This window comes from Micromonospora sp. RV43, assembly GCF_001029515.1.
GTDB lineage: Bacteria > Actinomycetota > Actinomycetes > Mycobacteriales > Micromonosporaceae > Micromonospora > Micromonospora aurantiaca.
The window spans coordinates 1-19,265 of the sequence record NZ_LEKG01000157.1; the positions used below are offsets into that span (position 1 = coordinate 1).

A 19,265-nucleotide genomic window follows, 5' to 3' on the forward strand; every position below is an offset into this window, starting at 1 on the left:
CACGCCGGACCCGGGCTGCCGCGTTCACGCCACCACCAGCCGGATACCTCATGCCTCCGACCTACCGCCCACATCGACCCAGATCACGCAGACACGCCGACGGACGTCAGCCTTTCAACCTCTGTAGTGGGATTCGAGTCTCAGCCCTCGGAATCACATCGACGCGAGCACGGCGCGGGCCATAGCCATGCGATAGGAGCGCAGCCGGCGCTCTGCCGGATTCAGAATGACGAACCTGCGAGCGGGGCCCCTGTCATCTGCCAAGATCGGATGCACGGTCATCGGCTAGATGAGGCCTTCGGAGGGGTCGATCAGCCAGGCTCGCGGCTCGGGTCATTCTTGAAGGCCGCGACCATCTCCTCGAATGCGAGGACGTGCTTGCGGATTCGCACCGCGTCAATCTTCGAGTCTAGGAAGGGCTTGCGCTTGCCCACGAGAAGCACGTCCAGGGGCTTCCCGCCGCCTTCGATCGGTCTCGGCATCGTCACGATGCCGGCGAGAGCGTTCGACTCGACAGAGTCGGGAAGGCGTGCTCGGAGCCACGCGACCTGGTCCGTCGTGAACAGGTTGGTCGGGATTGAGAGCTTCTCAAGGTTGGTCAGCTCTCCGAGAGGCTGGATTCGGCCGTCTTCGACTCGCTTTAGTGGAAGCTCAGTCTCTGCAGGCCGGTGAGTGCCGCTAGAGGCTCGAGCGTCTCGAATACAGACTTTCTCCAAACCGCGTCCCCGAAGACGACCTCCTTGAGCGCTGCGCCCTGTTCCAGGTCATCGAGCCGATGAAGTCGTGTGAAGTCCTCGAAGCAAAGCGCCCTAAGTTGCGGTGTTCGGCCCAGATTCCACAGGCGCGGTGACCTCTGGTTCCAGTAGATCGAGACCATCTGCAGACCGGCAATGTCCTCAAAGGGCGAGAGATCCTCGATTCTTGGGCACTTCCACAACTCGATGGCGATGAAACGGGATCCATACTCGGAAACCAGCCGCTCGAACGTCGTTTGGTCCAGGCCGCTCACACGGAGGGCGACCGCGGTGTCGTTCTCATCTATTGCCGCGAGCTGAGATACATCGAACTTGCCGCCACCGACCTCGGGCAGGACCAGGTCCAGAAGCCAAGGCGGCTTTGGGTCGCCGCCACGACGCAGCTCCAGTAAGTCATTCGGTGGGAAAGTCACAGTCACCCTGTCAGATCGGCCGGCACGCTCACGCGCCCTACGCGCACGTCTTGGCGCACCGGCAAGCATCGCACTCAACTCGAGTTGGGCGCACGGGCCGGTCTGCAAGCTCCTGCCCTGCCCGCACCGTCATGCGATGATCTGCGCGCTGAACCGTGACCGGCCATCGCCCTGGGCTCAGGAGATCAATCGTGGGGTTCTTCGGCACCTACCTCTTCAACGGACACCGGTGGACGGCACACCACCCCGCCGAACAGCCGACCATCCCGGAACCGTGGCTGCTCGTCGACATCCATGACAGCGACATCGCCACGATCACCTACCGCCCACCCGGCCCCGGCAGCGGTGTCGCCTACCTCGGTGACACCCCACGCACATACTTCGAAAACCCGGACGCCTCAGCCCCAACCGATGCGGCCCGCGAGGCCGCCGGCCTGGGCGCCTGGTGGGCCCACCAGCACGGTAGGGCAGGCGGGACCGAACGCGAGGCCAAGGAAGCCGATCTGGCCGTCTACCTTGCCGAAGACCTCGACCCAGCAGACATCGATCTCGACCACGACGACGATGAAGATGACGAAGGCTTAGACGACGCCGAGATCTTCGTGGAGGTCAAGACAGCACGGTTCCTCGCGGCACTTGACCTGCCTGTTCCCGACGACCTACCCCGCTGATCACACGACACCAAAGAAACGGATCGTTCTCGTCTTCATCGCCGACATCTGACCACTTCAGGCCCGCCGAAGAGGCCACCGTCGAGGAAGACCCGATTCTGCTGGTGGGATTCGGGTCTCAAGTGCCGGGAGCAACGGTGCCGTGGCACGATCGATCATGCTCGTGCCTGCTTGCCGATTTCCGTCCCGCTGTCATGGAGGAGCCGCCGATGAGCCCGCTTGGCAGCCTCATATGCATCGGCTTGCTCACCCTCGCAGCATCACTGGCCCTGCTTTGGGTCTGTATCCGCGTCCCTGAGAGCATCCAGCGATTGCGGCACCGTCTGACCAGGCAGCGACCCCGCCGGTTGCGAGATCATCCGGTACTTCAGGCTCCGCCGGAGACAGATCGCAGAGAAGAGACTCTATGGCGGCCTGAGCTCTACGACTAACGGTCAGGCTCCGTTTGACGCCCGCGCGCCGCTACGTGCGGGACCCTCGAGGGCCTCAGGGTGGGTAGCTGACTACTTGCGAGGCAGCACGCCCCCACCCGCGAGGGTTCAGCACAGCGAGGTCAGTGATCTGCGTCACGAAGTGGTCGCGACACCTTCGGCGGGCGTCGTAGCAACACTGCTCACTCGCGTGTTCGGCGCTCCCCCACTGCGGAACCACTGGCGGAGATCGGCCGGTTCCCCTGCCGCGAAGTTCCGCGGCCCGATCGGGCGCGCCGAGGAGACACACACCAGCGAACAGGCCGTCGCCGACGACGTGACTGACCTCGCCGGCTAACCACCGACGCTCAGCGGCATGACCGCGCGCCCGCAGCACAACGTCTAGGGTGTCGCCGTGATCCCCTCGGATTGGTCGGATGTGACCGATCGCCTGGCCAGACTGTCGACGCACCCGTCTGCCGGCATGGTCTTCGGAGCCAACGGCCATCAGTGGCGACGCGAACCTCCTCTGACCACGGATGAGCTGGCCGATCTGGAATCACAGCTAGATGTCGAGCTACCCGCCGAGTACCGTTCCTTCCTCCTACAGGTCAGTCGCGGGGGCGCAGGCCCGGCGTACGGCCTCTTTCCCGTTCAACGGGTAGACGGCCGCTGGCGTTGGGAAGGCGACGGTGCCGAACTCACCGACCTGAAGACGTTGAGCCGGCCGTTCCCGCACACCAATGCATTCAACCCCGCAGACGACCTGCCCGATCCCCCTGGCAAGGCGGACTTCGACTCCGAAGACAAGTTCAACGAGGCTGAAGACGCTTACTGGCAGCAGCACGAAGCTGTCGTCTTCTCGCCCGAACACTCCATCGGGCTGCTCTACCTCTGTCACCTCGGCTGCGCCTACCGCGAAGCCCTCGTCATCAGCGGACCAACTCGCGGTCAGATGTGGGGCGACGACACCGCCAGCGACGGCGGGTTCCTCCCTCTGCACGAGCCCGACGGGAGCCCGACAGGCTTCACGCGCTGGTACCGAGGATGGCTCGAACAGGCCGAAAAGCAAACCCAGCCCCGATAAAGCCGGAACGCTCTGTAGCACGGAAGGCGGCAGAAGCGGCCGTGCCGCGAGCACTCTGTCCGCCATCCCGAATCGCTTCTACCGCCGTCGGTTGGGCGGAGAACCGATGCGGGGAGTTCGCTGGCTGGGGCCACTCGGTCTGGTACTTCGAAGTGAGCGAGGGCCGCGGCTTGGCTCAGCCGGTCAGCCTCCGCCGGTGCCTGTGGCCGGGCACTGCGGTGATCAGCAGCCCGCCGACGACGGCAGCCGCGCCGAGGTAGGCCAGTGGCCGGAAGAGCATGAACGTATACCCGATCCAGGCCGGTTCTGCCGGGTGGTGCGGGGCAAAGTAGCTGGCGACCAGCGCCAGGGCGCTCAGCGCGGTAGCGGGGAAGAGTGCGAGCAGTCCTACGCCGGCTACGACCACCGTAAGGGCCCGCCGCGTTGGAGTGGCCGCCTGAATCCGCCGGAACGCCCAGGCCGCCATCAACCAACCGGCGGCAGCGCCGGCGAGTAGCCCGGCCGTGGTCAGTGGGAGCACGGCGGCGGGCGTCGTACGGCTGACGGCTACTTGCAACCCATTGTGGGATCCGTCGAGGGCGCCTTCAGAGAGAACCTCCACCAGCCACCCATCCCGATAGACCGCTGACTCCGGGCAGCAACCGGACAGATTCGTTTTGGCTGACCGCCAACCGGCCGCCCGCATGCGTTGATCTGCCCCGTCAACCAAGTGGCGCACCGGCCTGTCGTTGGGGTAGGTGAACTGGAAGAAGACCTTCCCCGCCCGGTACTCGTCGGTTCCGCCTATCAGGTAGACCCATCGCGGATCGGTGTATTCGGGGTTGTCGTCGTAGATGAAGTCCCACCGTTGCGGCTCCGCCGATGTTCCCGGCGGTAACGCAGGCTCGACCATCCGCAGCGCGTCGGCGTTGCTCGGCAAGGGTTGCGCGGTCTGCCAACCCAGGTAGCCGCCGAGCGCGCCGAGTGCCACGGCCGTGACTGTGGCAGCGCAGATCACGCCGACTATTCCGGCTGCTCCCCAGACCCGGAATCGGAATCGGAGACCAGCGGTAAGCAGGTCGACGGCCTCGGCGCGGGTCGGCCAGGCCCTGTCGACTGGAGCGGCGTCCAGCAGTGTCGTCACGATCTCGGCGCCGCGTCGGCGTCGGTAGGACCGCGGGTAGGTCAGCAGCAGCCGTCGGTAGCGGCGGGTGAGCTTCACCCGAACGCGTTGTTCTGGCATCTGGACTCCTTGCCGATACGTGAGCACTGCCGATCAGAGGGATCAGGACGGAAGGAGCCCGGGCCGCGATGTCCACCCGGCGAGACGCTTGACGGCGACCTCTGCATTGCTGCGTAGCCGGGCAGTCTCCTGCCGCAGCGCGGCACCGCCCTGTTCGGTCAGCCGGTAATAGCGCCGCACCCGACCATCGACCGTCTCCTCGCGGTCGATGGCAATCAGCCCTTCGGCGGTCAAGCGGTCCAACGCCGCGTACAGCGTGCCGGCGCTCAGCTTCACCCGCCCCTCGGACAGGACCGCCACCTGGCGCATCACGCCGTATCCGTGCAACGGCGGACCGGCCAACGCGGCGAGGGTCAAGAAGGTGGGTTCCCGCATGGTCACACCGGCAATATACAGATGATCGATACAACCGAACAGATCTAGGCCACAGCAACCGACCCCAGCGAGCACGGTCGATTACGGACAAGGCCCTGGCCTGTGCTTTGCGCGCCTTTTCCTGCTGAAGCCCGGCGTGGCGGCGTGCCTGCCGTGCACCGTGATGGGGCAGTTTCGGGCCGTGCCGCCTGAACAACAACGGTTCCGGCGAGTGTGAGTAAGCCGCTCGTGATGTCGCTCGGCATGAAGCCAGCCGATCATGTCTGGTCGATACAGACCAGTGCGAGCAGTCGTCGACGGCGGTCGGCCTGCTGGGTGAACCGGCGGCGCTGCAGAAACTACTGTTGTTCCGCATGAGCCACGCCGAGGTCGAGATCACTGCGGAGTTGGTCGCGGATCTGGTGCGTGACCAGCACCCCGACCTCGCCGATCGCCCGGTCCGGCTGGGCGCGCGTGGGTGGGACAACCAGTTGTGGCGGCTCGGTGACGACCTGGCCGTTCGGCTTCCCTGGGCGACCGCATCCGCGGACGCGCTGCTGCGCAAGGAGTACGCCTGGCTACCGGGGCTTGCCCCGCGTCTTCCGCTGCCGGTCCCCGTCCCGCAGCGACTCTCCGAACCGTCCGAACGGTTCCCTCGGCCGTGGCTCATCACCACCTGGGTGGCGGGCACGCCCGCCGACCGCGCCCCTGTCACGCGAGCCGCCGACTCGGCCACATCCTTGGCCACTTTCCTGACGGCTCTTCATCAACCCGCCCGCAGCGGCGCGCCCGCAGGCCGGGACCGCGGCGGGCCACTGGCCGACTTAACCGGCGGATTCGCCAAGACGCTCACCTCCGCCATCGAACGAGGGCTGATCGACGACCCGGACGCCGTCCGAGCCATCTGGCACGACGCGGTCACCGCGCCTCAATGGACAGGCCCGGCGCTATGGCTGCACGCCGACCTTCACCCCGCCAACGTGCTGACCGCCGGCGGCGCCATCTGCGGCGTGATCGACTTCGGTGACCTCTGCGCGGGCGACCCGGCGTACGACCTCGCCGCCGTGTGGCTCCTGCTACCCGAGGGCAGCACCGACCACTTCTACGCGGCCTACCAGCCGACCCCAGACACCGCCACCATGCGCCGCGCCCGCGGATGGGCGATCGCACGCGCCCTCGGCGGCATCCTCATCGGCGACGCCGGCGTCCACGGCCGCCCCGGCGGCAAACCCACCTGGGGTCCACCCGCTCACGCCGCCCTGCAACGCCTCACCGCCACAATCCACTGACTCCGCGATCGACAAGATCATCAGGGGCCGTTGCGGCGTTGACACGACGGTTCGACGGGGCAAAGCTGTGGAAGCGCTCCCAACGGCGAGCTTCTATTCCCGAGGAAGGGAAAGCTCGTGCGTCTTCCCACCACAGCACTGCTACCGGTCGTGCTGGCCGCCACGCTCGGCGGCCTGGCCCTGCCGGAGCCCGCACTGGCCGCGGCCGGTCCGGCGCTGGCCGTCGACGCCACCGCCGGCCGGCACGCGATCAGCCCGCACGTCTACGGCATGAACTTCGCCGACGAGGCCCTCGCCCGAGACCTTCGGCTGCCGGTGCACCGGTACGGCGGCAATCACACCACCCGCTACAACTTCCGCAACGACACCACCAACCGCACGTCGGACTGGTACTTCGAGAACATCCCGAGCGACAACCCGAGTCCGGCCGATCTCCCCAAGGGCTCGGAGACCGACCGGTTCGTGCAGCAGAACAAGGCCACCGGCGCCGCCACGGTCATGACTGTGCCGATGCTCGGCTGGGTCGCCAAGGACCGGGCCAAGGCGTGCGGCTTCAGCGTCGCCAAGTACGGTCCGCAGCAGTCCACCGACCCGTGGTCCCCGGACTGCGGCAACGGCAAGAAGCCCGACGGCGGCCTGATCACCGGCAACGACCCGAAGGACACCAGCGTCGCCGTCGGCCCGGAGTACGCCACCGACTTCGTCAACCACCTCAAGGGGCAGTTCGGCGCCGCCGCCGACGGTGGGGTCCAGTTCTACAACCTGGACAACGAGCCGGACCTGTGGCACTCCACCCACCGCGACGTTCGCCCGGTCGGGTTGGGCTACGACGAGCTGCGCGACCGCACCTACGAGTACGCCGCGGCGATCAAGGCGGCCGACCCCGGCGCGAAGACGCTCGGCCCGGTCGGCTGGGGCCTGAACTCGATCTTCTACTCCGGGCTGGACCAGGACACCTGCTCACGGACCGGCTGCTGGTCGAACCCGCCGGACAGGGCCGCGCACGGCGGCCAGGACCTCGGCCCGTGGTACCTGGACCGGATGCGGGAGTACGAGCAGCAGCACGGCACGCGGATCCTCGACTACTTCGACGTGCACCTCTACCCGCAGCAATCAGGCGTGTTCGGCGACGCCGCCGGCGACGCCACCACCCAGGCGCTGCGGCTGCGCTCGACCCGCCAGCTCTGGGACCCCACATATGTCGACGAGAGCTGGATCAACCAGCCGGTCCGCTTCATCCCCCGCATGCGGGAACTGGTCGACACGCACTACCCGGGCACGAAGATCGCGATGACCGAGTACAACTGGGGCGGCCACGGATCGCTCAACGGCGCGCTCGCCCAGGCCGACGTGCTCGGTATCTTCGGCCGCGAGGGACTCGACCTGGCCACCCTCTGGACCGCGCCCGAGGCCGACCAGCCGGTGGCCAACGCGTTCCGCATCTACCGCAACTACGACGGCAAAGGCGGCGCGCTCGGCGAGACCTCCGTCAAGGCGACCAGCGCCGACCAGGGCAAACTGGCCGTATACGCCGCCGAGCGCACCGCCGACAAGGCGCTGACCCTGGTCGTGGTCAACAAGAGCGGCGACGACCTGACCAGCCCGATCGCCCTCACCGGCGCCACCGCCGGCACCGCACAGGTCTACCGCTACAGCGCGGCCGACCTCACCGGCGTCGTCCGGCAGGCCGATCAGCCGGTCAGCGCCGGCGGCCTCACCGCCACCTTCCCGGCCAACTCCATCACCCACCTGGTGCTGCCGCGCGGCACCACCCCCGGCGACACCCAGGCACCGACCGCCCCGGGCAAACCGGCCGCCGGCACGGTCACCGCCGACAGCGTCGCGCTGAGCTGGGCGCCGTCGACCGACGACACCGGCGTGACCGGGTACGACGTGCACCGAGTCGACGCTACCGGCACCGTGAAGGTGGGCAGCGCCACCGGCACCACGTACACGGTGACCGGGTTGACGCCGGACACCCCGTACACCTTCGTGGTCACCGCTCGCGACGCGGCGGGCAACGTCTCGGCGGCCTCGCCCGCGCTGGCCGTGCGGACCGCGCCGCCCGCCCCGACCGGCGGCTGCACGGTCGGCTATGCGGCGAACACCTGGCCCGGGGGCTTCACCGCCACCGTCACCATCAAGAACACCGGCACCACCGCCATCGACGGCTGGAAACTGGCCTTCGACTTCCCCACCACCGGCCAGAAGATCGGCCAGGGCTGGTCGGCCACCTGGAAACAGAACGGCACCAGCGTCACCGCCGAGAACATGAGCTGGAACGGCAAACTCGCCCCCGGCGCATCCACCAGCATCGGCGTCAACGGCACCTGGACCGGGACCAACCCGGCGCCGACCACCTTCACCCTCAACGGTCAACGCTGCGGCTGACCTGAGACGCCCCTGCTCCCCCGCTAGCCGGGTTAAGCAGGGCCGGACGGGTCCGGGGCGTAGCGGCGCCCCGAACCCGTCGCCCTGGGCAGCGTCCCAGGCCCGGTTCGCCCGGGACGGCTCAGAATCGGGCCCGGAACTGGGCAACCGGGAGACCGGGCACGTCCACCGACGCGGCGAAGACACTGCCGGACGCCGGTGGCGCCCGTCGGCGCCGCCCAGGCAGGGCGCGCTCGGCTGCGGTACCGGCACCCGCACCTCATGGTCGAGTTCACCGTCCGGGCGGTAACGGCGTACTTCGCCGCCGCCTCGGACGGCCACCCAGAGGTGCCCGGCGGCGTCGATGGTCATGGCGTCGGGACTGCCGTCCTGGGTCTCGAGGAACGGCACGCCCTCGCCGAGCCGCCCGTCGAGCGGATCCACCGGGTACCGCAGGCCGCCGGCGGCCTGGAGCCACGCGACCGCGGCCGTGATCGGCGAAGGTTGGGTCGGCTACACCCCGCTGCTGGCCGAGTTCGAGGACGGACCGGTCGGGCAGGGGCTCGCCGAGCACGCCGTCCGGTGCTGCATCGAACACGGCTACTGGGGCGCGGTCCTCGGCTCGAACTCCGCGCCGCACCATCCCGGCTGGCGCAACGTGGAGTGGCAGCGGCGCTGCAACGACCGGCTACGCGCAGGCTGAACGACGGTGGGGTGTGGACGTCCCCGCGTCCACACCCCACCGGCCGTCACCGCCAGGCGCAGGCGGCCCCGCCGACGGCGAAGCCGACCGGGTCGGGATTGCTGCCGCTGTGCGAGGCGTTGAAGCCGAGGCTCACCGAACCGCCGGGCGCCACTGCGCCGTTCCAGCTCTCGTTGGTCACCGTCACGTCCGCGCGCTCTGGCTGAACCGACCGGACCAGCCCTGGCGGATCTGCTGGCCCGCGGTGAACCGGAGGGTCAACCGCCACGCCGACCACGCGGTGGCACCGGTGTTCGTGACGGTCACGGTGCCGGTGAAGCCGGCGTTCCATGAAGTCGCCTGTACGCCACCGCGCAACCTGCCGTGGGATTCCGGCACGGGCTTCTGGCCTGCAGGCTCCCAAAATGGCTCAACCAGTACCCCGCCGTTCAGCTGCAAACGCAGATCGCTGCAGATCCGGATACCCTATGAGCCGTGGGCCTCGTCTGACGACACATCCAACCCGCGTGCCGGGTCACACGGGCATGCCGGGTCACGCGATCATCACCGCGGTCGACGCAGAGATCGTTCGTCTCGTGATCGATCCAATAGGTCTGTCCAGCGCCGATGAACGTAGGCTGTCGCAGGTAGAACCAGTGGTTCACCACGTCAACGAGGATCAGCCGGTCCGCAGTTGCACACTCGACCATCTCACGTCCCCTTCAAGCCATCGCGCCGCGCCGGCTCGGGTCAGCGTACGCCGAGCCACGGTCCCCGAGGTAAACGCTCCCTCATCGTCTATCGATCACCGGCATGCCCGTACCCGGCTTCGAGACACTGCCTATTCCCGCAGCGCCCTACATGACCTCCGCCTTAGCCTGGCTCAGGCCCGCCGAAGAGGCCACCGTCGAGGAAGACCTGCAGCAGGTTTGCCGGTGGAATTTAAGTCTCAGTCGGCGGGATCAGCACCGACGTTGGTGCAACAATCCCACTGTTGCACGTCGATGCGGAGTGACCGCCCCGGCTGGGGCCGGCGAGCAAGCATGAAAGCCGGCGCCGGTCATCGCCTGGCTGAGGAGGTGGCAAGGTGAGGGATCCCGCGATCATCGACATGCCTGGCCAGGTCCGGGGCCTAGCGGCCGCTGGCCCAGACGGGCCGCCGCAGATCGCATTCGCCTCGGCGGACATCAACGCCTGCGCGAAGGTCCTAACCATCGCCTGCAACACGTCCGGCGACGCACCCTCGATCTGCTCGCGCAGCAGGTCTACAGGGTTCACACTCTCTGATGCGGCCATCGCGTTCCTCTCCTTCAATGACTTAGCCGTCTCGAAGGATCACGCGGTGGCCGTCTCCTATCTACGCAACACGCCCATCATGGGCAAGTCGTACACGACCCCAGTGGACGCAACCTCGGCGGCGAGCGGGTCGGATCGGGCTAGATGCGAGGTCCAAACGGCCAGCTGGCGCGCTTCTCGGCCGGGTTCGGCTGGTACGGTTGCTGTACTTCGTTGCTGTACTTCTCATCCGCCCGTAGCGCTGCTCAGCCGACCCCCACGTGGCGGCGAGCTTCGCGATCGTGGTTGGTGCGCTCGGGTCGCGGGCAACCTCGGCGAAAATGTCCCGAGCGACGGGCCGGTGCGTGATCTCGGCCGGTGCGGTGCGCTCGGCCTCGGTCGGTTCAGAAATGATCTATTCGGTCACCCGATTCAGCTCAGCCCGGTAACTCCTGACCGCTTCCGGCTCTTGATCAAAATACCGCTCCCAAAAGCCAGGCCGCGAGACGAAATCCGGACCGATCGACAATGAGCCGTTAGCGCCTACAACAACCCAGTTATCGGGTATCGCGTCGTCGACGATTTCGAACATTTCAGAGTCCCACAGTGCAGGAGTGAGCAGCTCCCTGCCAAGAACCCTATATTCCGTCCTACCAGTCCTTGAGATCTCAATACAGAAGACTCGGTATAGCTCTCCTGCAGCAATAGATGGGTGACTGTCTACAACCTGCCGGCTAGCAGGGCTAATAATTTTCGAACATCTAACGATCATAACTCACCTCGCCACATTATAGACGATCTTTGCGTCTATAGAATAATTGGTGGCACCAGTTACCGGATTGTGATAGAAGTGCACCTGGAACGGGCCGTCCAGGCTTTCGTAAGTTTGGCTGGTATACTTTCCCCAATCTGATATGTCGCTGCCATCTGCGGTTAAAGCCTCGATCACCTTCGGGTTGTTCAGCTTGTCGCCGCCAATGATTCGTCGACTTCCTGCGATGACATCAGGGTGAAGCTTACCGGCACCCTTGAAGATCGCAAAGGCACCCTGACGCTTAAGCTGATCCGCGAGTCGTACGCCGTTTGCAGCATTATCCGCCCGACTTGCCGCCCGGCTGACGTCCTCAATCCCATCCGCAGCCGCCTTGAACCCCTTGAACGCCTTACCTAGAGGCACGACGGCGGCGATGCCAATGAGCGCTGCACCCCAATGACCCTGTTGCGCGTCATCCGCCGCCAGCCCAACGGCACAAGGAGCACCGACATACGGAACCCAACTGCAAGCTTCAGCATCGGAGCGAAGCTGCTGGTGGGCAATCTGGCCACAGGTCCTCGGCAGGGATTCACAGAACTGGCGATGGGCATCCTTCAGCTCCGGGCCTCCGTCACCCCAAGCGCTCGGAGAAGGCCTAGAGCCAGGCCTAACGCGCCCACCACCAGAGCCAACGTTCGGAGAGGGCGCAGGACCGGGACGTTGCGGACGAGAGGCGGAAGGCGCCCTAGGCGGACCTTCGCACGCATTAACTGACCCCATGCAAGGAGGAACATAATTGCCGCCTCCATCGTTAATCCATATCAGCCCCGTCGGGTCACTGAATGTAACCGGCGAGTTGTTGGAGTACGCGTATCCGTTCCATTGCTGAGGATCGGTCGCACTCATCAACGGATCGACGCTTATGAAGCGGCCGATGGAGGAATCGTATTCCCGGGCGCCAAGTCGGATCAAGCCAGTTCTCGTATTTACGGGTTTGTTCAGGAAGCCATGGTTGTCGGGAGACGCGACAGCCACACCTCGGTATTTCCCATAGGGGGCGTACTGCCGCCACGTTGGAAGTTGGGCGGTGTTATTCAAATAAAGGGTGGGGGTTCCCTGCGTGTCAGCAAGGGCGAAGGTGTAGTTGGTGCCGGTGCCGGTGCGGAGAGCGGTGCCGCCGCCCGGAAATGGGTAGGAGCGAACCCCGGCGACAACTTGCGTGGTGGTGTTAAGGGTGTGTTGTTGACCGTTGGGCAGGTAGAGGGTGACGCTGCCGGGGTCCTTCTGGAGTAGCAAGTTGCCGGCCGCGTCATACAGGCTGTTGCTGGTGCCGGAAGCGTTGGCGATGGAGGTGAGTTGCCCGGCGTTGTTCCAGGTGAGGGTTTGACTTCCGTTGTCGGTGTTGCGGGTGATCATGTTTCCGGCGGTGTCGTAGCCGTAGGTGGCGGAGCCGGTGGCAGAGCCGGTGGTGGAGGTGGAGGTCAGGGTATGGGGTTGGCCGGTGTTGTTGCCGTTGTAGGTGTAGTTAGTAGTGGAGTCAGTCGGGCCGGTGAGGTTGTGTTGAGTTTCGCCACTGCGGTTGCCCAGGCTGTCGAAGGTCCAACTGGTCCAGTAGGCGCTGTTGCCGCCGATGGTGTTGCCGACCATGGTGTGGTTGGCGGTGGTTGGCGCGACGGTGCAGTTGTCGGTAGCGGTCCAGGCTTCGGTGAGGCGGCGTAGCTGGTCGTAGGTGTAGCACTGCGTTTCGGCCGAGGCACCGTCGAGGCGGGTGCTGATGTGGCGGGTGACGTTGCCGACGAGGTCGTAGTCGTAGTTCTGCTTGTCGACGTCGCCAGGGGTGGTGGGTGTGCGGGTCACCAGTTGCTGCTTGAGGCGGCCGGTGTGCTCGTCGTAGGTGTTGATGATAGATGCCTGGTTAGGAGCAGAGCCGAGGGTTTGACTGTTGATTCGGCCGTAGGCGTCTTGGGTGACGGCATTGAGGTAGCCGTTGAGGCCGCCGAAATGGTCAACCTGGTCGAAGGCGTCGTAGCCGTACAGGACCGTTTCGCTCGGCAGGCCGCCCTTGTTTGGATAGATGGTCTTAAGCGGGAGCCCACTGTTGGGGGTGTAGATGTGAGTGAAGACGTAATCCCCGGCGAGGCCGCCCTCGGTCGGAGGGACGGTGACCGTCTGCCCGGTGGGTGCGCCGAAGGCGTTGAATCCCTTGACCTGGGTGGTGTAGGGCTGGCCGTTCCAGAAGGCAGTGGCGGTGGTGAGCTGCCCCTTAGGGTTGGGCATGTTTGTGACGGCGTTGTTGGAGTTGTCGTAGAACAGGGCGGTGAGCTGGTTGCTGGCCGACTGGGCCGTGATGGCGGCGGCGTAGCTTGCGGTTTTGCGGTTGAGCGCGTCGTAGGTGTACGAGACGGTCTTGCTGCGTGAGTCGGTGGACTCGGTGAGGTTGCCGTTGCCGTCGTAGGTCATGCCGGTTGTCTCGCCGGCGTCGGGGTCGTCCTTGCTGGTGATCTGGCCGAGCAGGTTGTACTGGGAGATCCAGGGGTTGCCGGCGTTGTCGGTCAGAGTGGACTGGTTGCCGTGACCGTCATATCCGTAGGTCGAGGTGAGAGCGGTCCCGCCGGTGGTGGTGAAGGTGCCGGTGAAGGTGTCGGCGGGTGTGTCGAGTGTCGGCCGGCTGGTGTACTCGAGGAGTTGGCTCTTGCGGCCGAGCGCGTCGGTCACCGTGGTGGTGACGGTGCCGCCGAGGGGCGGGACGACGGTGGTGCGGTCGCCGTTGTAGACGGTGGTGGTGCTGGAGACGACGAGGTTGTCCTTGGCCTGCTTCACGATGACGGGACGGCCGAGGCCGTCGTAAGTGGTCAAGGTCTGGTTGGGCACCGTGGAGGGAAGCCCGGGGGCGGTGACCGGGTTGTCGATGGTGGGCGTGGCCTTTGGGTCCCACCAGCCGTTGTAGGTGCCCTCTGTCCAGCCCCGAGTGTCGTAGAACGTGTCGGTGATCAGCCGCCCACCCTGCGAGGTCGCGGCTTGGGTCTGCCGCGGGCGCAGTTGCGCATCGTAGATGACGATCGACTTGAGGTAGCCGTTGAAGTCGTTGGCCCGCTCGGTGGTGGTGGCGGTGATCCCGGTCTTCGAGACGTCGTAGGTGAACTTGTAGTTCGCCGGCGCGGTGGTGGCGCGGCCGTTGAGCCAGACGGCGGTCACTCGGCCGAGGGCGTCGTACTTCTGGTTGGTGGCGATGGTGTTGACGTCGGTGGTGGTGAGGGCCAGGCCTCGGCGTGGGCTGATCGTCGTGGTTTGGCTGTGCCCGAGCGGCTTGGCAACGGTGGTTGCGGTGGTGAGGCCGACAGTGTTTTCGGTGTAGGTGGTGGTGGTCTTGTTGCCGTTGCCGTCGTAGGTGTCCTTCGCCCGGCCGTAGCTGTCATAGGTGGCCCGGGCGGTGGTCTGCCACGTGTAGGCGCCGCCGGTGTAGTCGGCTGCGGTTCGGGTCATGGTCACGTTGCCCGCGCTGGGCGGGGTGGTCTGCGGGAACGTGGTCGACCAGGAGGTGTCATCGTAGAAGGTGCGGGTGCGGGAGACCACCTTCGCCGGCCGGGGTACCGTGGTCGGCGCGCTCAGGGTGTTGAGGCTTCCGGGTTCGGAGGCGGGTGTCCCCGCGGTGTAGCCAGCGCAGGCCACGGACACGGTCTCGGTGTCGCTGATCAGTCCGACAAGGTTCTTGCTCGTGTTCTTCGGCGCGTAGCTGTTGGTGGTGCACTGGTCGTATGCGGTGTTGGCGGGAACCGTGTGGCTGTAGGTGGCCTTGACCAGTCCGAAGGTGGGTGAAGTGACGGTCGCGTCGTAGCTGGTGTCGATCTGGGTGACCCGCCAGGTGGTCGATCCGCCCGAGGTGATGGCTTGCCTGTTCTGCACGAGGACGGGGGCGGCCCAGTTCGCGGTCAGGTCCGGCAGACCGGTCCGGGTGCGGGTGGCCGAGGACGCGGACACCCAGTAGGCGCTGATGGTGGAGTTGTTGACCGCGCCGCCCTCACCCACGTACTGGCTGTTCTCCAATGGCTGGCCGGCGAGTTGGTCGATGTCCTCGTGGGTGCCGCCGGTGGAGTCGGTAAGGGTGACGACCGCGCCGCCGTTGTTGCGGGACATTCCTCGGTGGTAGAGCGTGGTGGATTTGGTGCGCCGGTCGTTGACGCCGTCGCCGGTGAAGGTGTGCACGGTGGCGTATCCGCGGAACTGTCCGTAGGTGCGGTGCTTGGGCTTGATCAGTTCGTTGTCGTCGTAGTGCCATGCCAGATCGCCGGGGTAGGCGTAGCTGGTGAACGTGCCAGCGGATCCGCCGGTCGGGTCGGTGGCGCTGACACGGGTGACGGCGTACTTGTTGAACCAGTCGAGGATCGGGGCGGTGAGACCGTCCGGGGTCCACCGGACCGGGTAGCAGGAGGTCGTGTTGGTCGCCGGGTTCAGGGTGACCGGGGTGGCACAGGGTTTGGTCCGCTCGTAGGAGACGGTGATGACCGAGCCGGTCTCGGTGGTGATGCTCTCAAGGCGGTGCCGGTTGAACACGGGGAACCCGTCGGTGAGCGCGACACGGTTCTGCAGGCGGATGCTGCCGAAGGACACCGACGGCACGGATATCGATGCTGTCGAGCCGCCTGCGGTCGTGTCGTGTCCGGTGCGGGTGATCGAGTCCAGCCACAGGGTCGGTGAGGTGCCGTCCTCGGTTGTCGGCATGGTGTGGGTGAGGGCGTAGGAGTCGACGGGTACGTGCTGGGCGCTGCCGGTGTCGTACTGCTTGGTGGTGATCGAGGTAAGCCGGACGGTGGAGAAGAACGACGGGCTCCGGGATGAGCAGGTGGCGCCGGATGCGCAGATCAGGTCGAAGGGCACGTCGGGCCAGTTCGCCTTGGTCGAGGCGTTTAGGGGCTTACAGGTGCCTGATAGGCACCGGTCGTCGACGGTGAACACGATCTGGTTCGGGACGGTGCCGTAGGCGTTGCCGGCGGTGAAGCCGTAGTCGATGCGCTCGAGGTAGCTGTCCCGGACGTAGGAGTCCATGGTCGCGCCCTGGTTGCGGCCGTATAGGTTGGTGGCCTGCTTGTAGTAGTAAGCCATGGCGTTGCCGTGGACGTCGGTGACGTAGTCCAGGTTCCACCGGCGTGCCATGGTGCACACCGACGAGGTGAACCCGGCGGACTTGTAGCAGGGTCCGGACGGGTGCGGCGAGTAGACCGGCACGGTGTCGACCGACTTCGTGGTGGGCTTGCCCGACGTCCAGCCCGGGAGTTGGTTACGGCCGAACTCGTAGACGGTGCCGTCGCGGGTGGTCAGGCGCCAGTAGTCGGTGTCGTGGGTGCCGGATCCGTTGTTGGAGTTCATGACGCGGGTGATGACCTCACCGTTGTCGGACGTCGGCTTCCACACCCGCTTGCCGGCGTCCCAGACGAGCGCGAACGTCGAACCGTTCAGCGACATGTTGAGGATCGGGCCGTCGTAGCAGAGGTCGTTGGTCTTCTTCGGGGAGGCGGTGCCTTCCGGGTCGTCAGCGCAGGAGATGAACGACTGCTCGACGTAGGACTGGGGCGTGGACCAGCCGTCACCCACCCATGAGGCTTGGGCCTGGGTGGAGGCGGTCTGCCCGTCGACGCTGCTGGAGTTGTACGACAGGGCCACATCCGGCACCAGGCCGGTGGCTGCCGAGGGCACGGTGACCGGATAGCTGTAGGTGAACGCGCCGGAGCTACCGCCGCCACTCCACGACCCGGACGGCTTCAGGTCGCTGGCCGCGTAGGTGCCCGCACCGTTTGCGGTGGTGCCCGAGGCCGCGGCCACCGCCAACACCATCGGCGCCGCCGCGCCCGCCGTGCGATCGCTGGAGGAGGCACCTGTCAGGGTGACCTCCGCCGACACTGTGCGCGCTTGCGCATCGTTGGTCGACTCCAGCGGCGTGGCGGCCCGGCAGGAGGCCATCTCGGGTGTGGTCAGCGCACAGGCCGGCAGCTGCACCAGCCTCAGTCGGAAGCCGTAGTTGCCCCCGTATGCCTCGGCGAAGCCGGCGTAATCCACGCCGACACGGACATGTCCCGATCCCTGCCCCTGCGGATACACGGCCAGCAGCACGCCGGCGACACCCGCCCGCTGCGCCGCTGTCTGGTCCAGCACCCGCACGTCCGCCTTCGGCGGCCCCGCGTACCGACCTCGCGTGGTCGTCGGGCGCACCCACACCGGAGCACTCCCAGCGCGCGCGGCCGTCGAGGTGACCCCGCTCGACGCCGATAGCGTCACCGAAGCGGCGGAGGCTGCCGGCCACCGCGTCGCGGTGGGCGTATAGCTGCTCTTGGCCGCGTTCCGTGGGGTGGTGAAGTGCGACGGGATCGGCTTGACACCCTTGACGGCGCGTCCCGGGAACGGCTTCGGCGGCGCGGTCGGCTGCTGCGCAGCGGCGTGGGCGGGCACCCACGACCCGGCGATGACGCAGGTCATCGTGACGCAGGCAGCAAGAACTCCGCGCAGTCGTCTGCGTGCCTGCCCGCGCTGAAGACTCGGCACAGTCATCGCCACCTCACTCGGTCAAGGGAAATCGCCGGACATCCATGGCTGAGACGTCCGCACGGACTCTCGCATGCAAGGTCAACTTCCCGACGACCCCCAAGATCACGGTAAGGTAACGATCAGGCTCTCCCGGTTTGACCAAAGGGACATCACCCATCGACAACGCCGCAATTTGCCTCGATCAACTGGTTCCCCCGCCGCCACGAGGACGCCTAAGGTCGGCCTCCGACAAGCACAGGATCCCGACGGGGAACAAAGGCGGTTGACTGAATGCTCACGACTCCTGGCAGCGCCGCGCGCAGACGCGCGATATCGGTGCTGGCCGCAGCAGGCCTGCTCATGACGGCGGCGGCCACACCGGCGGCGGCGGATGAGCCTCCCTTTCCGGCTCCACCACAGCCGGTGACGTCGGGGCGGTTGACGGTCGACCAAGCCGTGGCGCAAGCGCGCACATCGGGCAAGCCCGTCGAGGCCACAGGCGCCGCCTCCTCGACGGACATCGTGACCGCGAACCCGGACGGCACGGTCACCGTCAGCCGTTCGGCTCTGCCGCAGCGCAAGCGGGTAGGCGAGACGTGGCAACCGCTGGACGCGACGCTGATGCGCAACAGCGACGGCACCTGGTCCTCGGCCGTCGGCTACGGCCAGGTGCGCCTGTCCGGGGGTGGCAGCGGCCCGCTGGCCACGATCGGCGACTCGGGCTTGTCGATGTCGTTGACGGCTCCGATGCCGTTGCCCGAGCCGACGGTGTCCGGTCCGACCGCCACCTACGCGAACGTGCTGCCCGATGTGGATCTTCAGGTCACCGCCGACGCCCGAGGCGCGTTCTCCGAGGTCTTCGTCGTTCGCACACCCGAAGCAGCCGCCAACCCGGCGCTGGCCAACCTGTCCATGGGCACGAAGACCACCGGCATCACCCTGTCCACGGACAACGCCGGCAACATCACCGGCACCGACCGCAGCCGGCAGGTCGTGCTGACCGCTCCGGCGCCGCTGATGTGGGACTCCACCACTGCGGCCCCGTCCGCGACCAGCAAGGCGGCCGCAGCCGGACAACGCGGTGGCAGCCATGCGACCTCGACCAGCGCCGGACCCGCACCGACGGCGCGGACCGCGCGGATCCGCACCGCCCTCACCCGCGGCAAGATCCGCCTGACCCCGGACAAGACACTGCTCACCGGACCGAAAACGGTATATCCGGTGTTCATTGATCCCACGTTCACCTGGTCGTCGTCCGGCTCGGACAATGACGGCTGGACCACGGTGGCCAAGCAGTACCCGAGCACGAACTACTGGAAGAAGACACCCGACCCGTACGGACGCATGCAGGTCAACTTCCCGACGACCCCCAAGATCACGGTAAGGTAACGATCAGGCTCTCCCGGTTTGACCAAAGGGACATCACCCATCGACAACGCCGCAATTTGCCTCGATCAACTGGTTCCC

13 protein-coding genes and 2 pseudogenes are annotated in these 19,265 nt (G+C 66.5%); 6 read left to right on the forward strand and 9 right to left on the reverse strand.

The genetic code is table 11. The features are described 5' to 3' along the window. Window positions 1–311 precede the first annotated feature (311 nt). Window positions 312–434, reverse strand: a complete 123-nt coding sequence (locus ABD52_RS41460) for a hypothetical protein (RefSeq protein WP_255352880.1) — start codon at window positions 432–434, stop codon at window positions 312–314. Window positions 435–640: 206 nt separating this feature from the next. After that, entirely contained in the window at window positions 641–1,168 is a 528-nt protein-coding gene (locus tag ABD52_RS38610; protein WP_053065503.1) for a hypothetical protein, read from the reverse strand. A gap of 191 nt (window positions 1,169–1,359) precedes the next feature. Here ABD52_RS38610 and ABD52_RS39890 point away from each other — a divergent pair, with 191 nt between their 5' ends. Both ABD52_RS39890 and ABD52_RS28815 read left to right on the forward strand, forming a co-directional pair. Next, on the forward strand, window positions 1,360–1,839 hold the full coding sequence (locus tag ABD52_RS39890) for a hypothetical protein (RefSeq protein WP_047893838.1): 480 nt from the start codon (window positions 1,360–1,362) through the stop codon (window positions 1,837–1,839). Window positions 1,840–2,664: 825 nt separating this feature from the next. Continuing rightward, window positions 2,665–3,336: an SMI1/KNR4 family protein gene (locus tag ABD52_RS28815; RefSeq protein WP_235437585.1), complete on the forward strand. Its 672-nt coding sequence runs from the start codon at window positions 2,665–2,667 to the stop codon at window positions 3,334–3,336. A gap of 175 nt (window positions 3,337–3,511) precedes the next feature. On the opposite strand, the gene ABD52_RS28820 is transcribed toward ABD52_RS28815, so the two are convergent. Together ABD52_RS28820 and ABD52_RS28825 are read right to left on the reverse strand one after the other, a co-directional pair. Next, on the reverse strand, window positions 3,512–4,558 hold the full coding sequence (locus tag ABD52_RS28820) for a hypothetical protein (protein ID WP_152748332.1): 1,047 nt from the start codon (window positions 4,556–4,558) through the stop codon (window positions 3,512–3,514). 42 nt (window positions 4,559–4,600) lie between these two features. After that, on the reverse strand, window positions 4,601–4,933 hold the full coding sequence (locus ABD52_RS28825) for a PadR family transcriptional regulator (protein ID WP_047893845.1): 333 nt from the start codon (window positions 4,931–4,933) through the stop codon (window positions 4,601–4,603). A 353-nt stretch (window positions 4,934–5,286) separates the two neighbouring features. On the opposite strand from ABD52_RS28825, the gene ABD52_RS28830 reads away from it, so the two are divergent. Both ABD52_RS28830 and ABD52_RS28835 read left to right on the forward strand, forming a co-directional pair. Continuing rightward, window positions 5,287–6,201, forward strand: coding sequence for an aminoglycoside phosphotransferase family protein (locus tag ABD52_RS28830; protein ID WP_047893840.1), 915 nt, complete (start codon window positions 5,287–5,289; stop codon window positions 6,199–6,201). Window positions 6,202–6,318: 117 nt separating this feature from the next. Continuing rightward, window positions 6,319–8,592: a glycoside hydrolase family 44 protein gene (locus ABD52_RS28835; protein ID WP_047893841.1), complete on the forward strand. Its 2,274-nt coding sequence runs from the start codon at window positions 6,319–6,321 to the stop codon at window positions 8,590–8,592. A gap of 261 nt (window positions 8,593–8,853) precedes the next feature. On the opposite strand, the pseudogene ABD52_RS41760 reads toward ABD52_RS28835, so the two are convergent. Further along, window positions 8,854–9,015 (reverse strand): annotated as a pseudogene (locus ABD52_RS41760) (SMP-30/gluconolactonase/LRE family protein); the annotation flags it as partial. A gap of 46 nt (window positions 9,016–9,061) precedes the next feature. Between ABD52_RS41760 and ABD52_RS39380 the strand changes: the two are divergent. After that, window positions 9,062–9,274: a hypothetical protein gene (locus tag ABD52_RS39380; protein WP_152748333.1), complete on the forward strand. Its 213-nt coding sequence runs from the start codon at window positions 9,062–9,064 to the stop codon at window positions 9,272–9,274. A gap of 46 nt (window positions 9,275–9,320) precedes the next feature. On the opposite strand, the gene ABD52_RS41465 is transcribed toward ABD52_RS39380, so the two are convergent. The 4 genes and pseudogenes from ABD52_RS41465 to ABD52_RS28845 all read right to left on the reverse strand — a co-directional run bounded on the left by ABD52_RS41465 (window position 9,321) and on the right by ABD52_RS28845 (window position 17,822). Further along, window positions 9,321–9,455 (reverse strand): cellulose binding domain-containing protein, encoded by a 135-nt coding sequence (locus ABD52_RS41465; protein ID WP_161801648.1) that lies wholly within the window; start codon window positions 9,453–9,455, stop codon window positions 9,321–9,323. A 2-nt stretch (window positions 9,456–9,457) separates the two neighbouring features. Next, window positions 9,458–9,652, reverse strand: a complete 195-nt coding sequence (locus ABD52_RS41765; RefSeq protein WP_368665022.1) for a cellulose binding domain-containing protein — start codon at window positions 9,650–9,652, stop codon at window positions 9,458–9,460. Between the two features lie 759 nt (window positions 9,653–10,411). Beyond that, window positions 10,412–10,549, reverse strand: a pseudogene (locus ABD52_RS41080) (IS256 family transposase); the annotation flags it as partial. 754 nt (window positions 10,550–11,303) lie between these two features. Further along, window positions 11,304–17,822 carry an RHS repeat-associated core domain-containing protein gene (locus tag ABD52_RS28845; protein ID WP_082171410.1) on the reverse strand — a complete coding sequence of 2,173 codons (6,519 nt, stop codon included), beginning with the start codon at window positions 17,820–17,822 and terminating at the stop codon, window positions 11,304–11,306. A 498-nt stretch (window positions 17,823–18,320) separates the two neighbouring features. On the opposite strand from ABD52_RS28845, the gene ABD52_RS28850 reads away from it, so the two are divergent. Then, window positions 18,321–19,187 carry a hypothetical protein gene (locus ABD52_RS28850; protein WP_152748334.1) on the forward strand — a complete coding sequence of 289 codons (867 nt, stop codon included), beginning with the start codon at window positions 18,321–18,323 and terminating at the stop codon, window positions 19,185–19,187. Window positions 19,188–19,265 lie beyond the last annotated feature (78 nt).